Origin of the sequence: Hydrogenophaga sp. (genome assembly GCF_030651625.1) — a bacterium.
Classification (GTDB): Bacteria; Pseudomonadota; Gammaproteobacteria; order Burkholderiales; family Burkholderiaceae_C; genus Hydrogenophaga.
In genome coordinates this window covers 1-2558 of sequence record NZ_JAUSCF010000029.1, presented here as the reverse complement: position 1 = coordinate 2558, position 2558 = coordinate 1, and the positions used below count along the sequence as shown (strand labels likewise).

Here is a 2558-nt window from a genome sequence, read left to right as displayed (position 1 = left end):
GGCCTGAAGACCACCGAGGCGCTGGTGGTCCTGGCTCGCAAGCTGCTGCGCATTGCGTTTGCCGTCTGGCACAGTGGCACACCGTTTGACCCGCAGCGGGTAGCCCTGCGCGCTTGACGAAAACCATAGAACCTCTGCCGGTCCGAAGGTGTGCCCCCCTTGAGGGGGGCGACGCGAAGCGGCGCGGGGGGTTCACCACAACACCTCAGGAGCGAAATGCCCCATTTCAGTGACGCCGAGGACCCGGCTCTGCCGGTCCGAAGGTGTGCCCCCCTTGAGGGGGGTGACGCGAAGCGGCGCGGGGGGTGTTTCATCTCACCGAGCAAACGTCAGAAAGCGCCCTTTGTAGGCCACACCGTCTTCCAGCTCGCGGTCGGCCGTGCGCATGATGAGTCTGTAGCCCAGCGCCGCCATTTCCTGCCCAAACGCGGCCCGATTGCCTCGGTCCGGGTCCACCACGATTACCTCACAGCCTGCGGCGGCATGGCGGTCGATGAAGCTGGCGAGTTGCGCTGGCTGCTGGCGTTCGTAGAGCAGGTCGCTGCCCAGAATCAGGTCGAAGCGACCCAACCATGGGCTGGGTATGGCCCAGTTGCCAGCTTCGTAGCGCATCGGACCGAGGTGGTTCAGGCGCAGGTTCTCCAGCAGGAAAGACTCGGCCAGCGGGTGCCAGTCGCTCACCGTCACGTTGGCCCCCCGGCGGTGCAGCACCAGGCTGGTCAGGGCCAGTCCGGCACCGATCTCCAGAATGCGCTGGCCGTGCAGCGGATGGGTCAGCATGGCCAGCGCCAGCACGCGGGCAGACGGCCACACCTGGCCGAACATCGACCAGCCGGCCGGTGGGATGCCAATGTCACCCGAAGTGTTCAGCGGATCGGCGTACTGCTGGTTGTTCATCAGGCTGCGGATCTGCCAGGGCGTGTTGCCCAGCAAAAGGGTTTCGGTCTTGACCTGATAGCCGGGCATGGGTGGCTGCTTTCCATGAAGCGTGATCGTCGGGTGTTCAGATCGAACGGGCACAACGCTTCCGGAGGGAAAGCCATGCAGGCCGAAGAGGCACTGGCGTGCGCCAAGGGATTTGGCGCCTGACCACGGTAGCACGACCCGAGGTCTACAATGCAGCGCTTCACCGGGGGTGCCGGGCCAGCGCTTTTGCGGGGGTCAAAGGCTGAGAAATACCCCTCTCACCTGATCTGGGTTGTGCCAGCGTAGGGAGCGTGACAGGCCCTCTCCGCCTCGCCGGAATCGCCACTGCCACCGCCCTTCAAGGCGTTCATGAATTGGCGGTCTGGCATGCAGCGACGAGTGTTTTTCCTGGCGACGGGCGGCTTTTTTTCCTTGGCACTGGTGGGTGCTGCGTTGGCCCAGTCGCCCAAGCCGCAGTCCCTTCGCGTGCTGACCCACAGTTCCTTTGAGCTGCCTGCCGAACTGCTGGCCGGGTTCGAACAGCAAGCCGGCGTGAAGCTGCAAATCGTCAAAGGCGGCGATGCGGGCGAGATGCTCAACAAGCTCATCCTCACCCGTGCCAGGCCCATTGCCGACGTGGTTTTCGGCATCGACAACACGCTGCTGCCGCGCGCCGTGGCAGCCCAGGTGATTGATCCGTATGCAGGCCCGGCCGCTCAACGAAGGTCCGCCGCCGGCATGGCCGAGACGGCGGATGCGACCGGCGTGGTCGCCGGGGTGGTGCCGGTGGACCATGGCTACGTCACCCTCAACATCGACAAGACCTGGTTCGCGAAGGCTGGATTGCCCTTGCCCACCCGCCTGGAGCAACTGGCTGAGCCGGCCTACGCCAAGCTGCTGGTGGTGCAGAACCCCGCCACTTCCAGCCCCGGCCAGGCCTTTTTGTTCGCCAACATCGCGGCCCTGGGTGAACAAGCCGCGTTCGACTGGTGGGCGAAGCTGCGAACCAACGGCGTGAAGGTGGCCAAGGGCTGGACAGAGGCCTACTACACCGAATTCACCCAGAACGGTGGCACGCGCCCCATCGTCGTCAGCTACGCCAGCAGCCCTGCAGCCGAGGTGTTCTTCAGCAAGGACAAACTCACCGAATCTCCCACCGCCAACCTGTTCCTGAAGGGCGGTGTGTTCCGGCAGGTTGAAGGCGTGGCGCTGGTGAAAGGTGGCAATCCGGCTGCACGCGAAGCGGCAGGCCAGTTCATTGAATTTCTGCGCTCTGTGCCGGTGCAACAGGCCCTGCAGACCACCATGTGGATGTACCCGGCCGAACCGGGTGCGCCACGTGCCGAGGTGTTGCAGCAGCACGCGTTGGAGCCCGTTGCGTTCGACAATCCGCCTGCCGCGCAGATGCAGGAGAAGGGCCGGGCCTGGGTGCAGCGGTGGACCCGAACGGTACTCAAGTAACCCCCCTGCGTCGCTTCGCGCCTTCCCCCCAGGGGGACGATGCTGGTGGCCCGGCAGAGGTTCTATGGTTTTCGTCAAGCGCGCAGGGCTACCCGCTGCGGGTCAAACGGTGTGCCACTGTGCCAGACGGCAAACGCAATGCGCAGCAGCTTGCGAGCCAGGACCACCAGCGCCTCGGTGGTCTTCAGGCC

The 2558-nt window shown here is 65.0% G+C and carries 2 protein-coding genes and 1 riboswitch; of the genes, one reads left to right on the top strand and one right to left on the bottom strand.

Annotated features, from left to right (window positions below; all coding sequences use genetic code 11):
- Nucleotides 1–315: 315 nt before the first annotated feature.
- Entirely contained in the window at nucleotides 316–966 is a 651-nt protein-coding gene (locus Q7V46_RS13610; RefSeq protein ID WP_304914095.1) for a methyltransferase, read from the bottom strand.
- Nucleotides 967–1121: 155 nt separating this feature from the next.
- A riboswitch (TPP riboswitch) is annotated at nucleotides 1122–1233 on the top strand.
- A gap of 60 nt (nucleotides 1234–1293) precedes the next feature.
- On the opposite strand from Q7V46_RS13610, the gene Q7V46_RS13605 reads away from it, so the two are divergent.
- Nucleotides 1294–2367 (top strand): thiamine ABC transporter substrate binding subunit, encoded by a 1074-nt coding sequence (locus Q7V46_RS13605; RefSeq protein WP_304914094.1) that lies wholly within the window; start codon nucleotides 1294–1296, stop codon nucleotides 2365–2367.
- The last annotated feature ends 191 nt before the right edge of the window (nucleotides 2368–2558 follow it).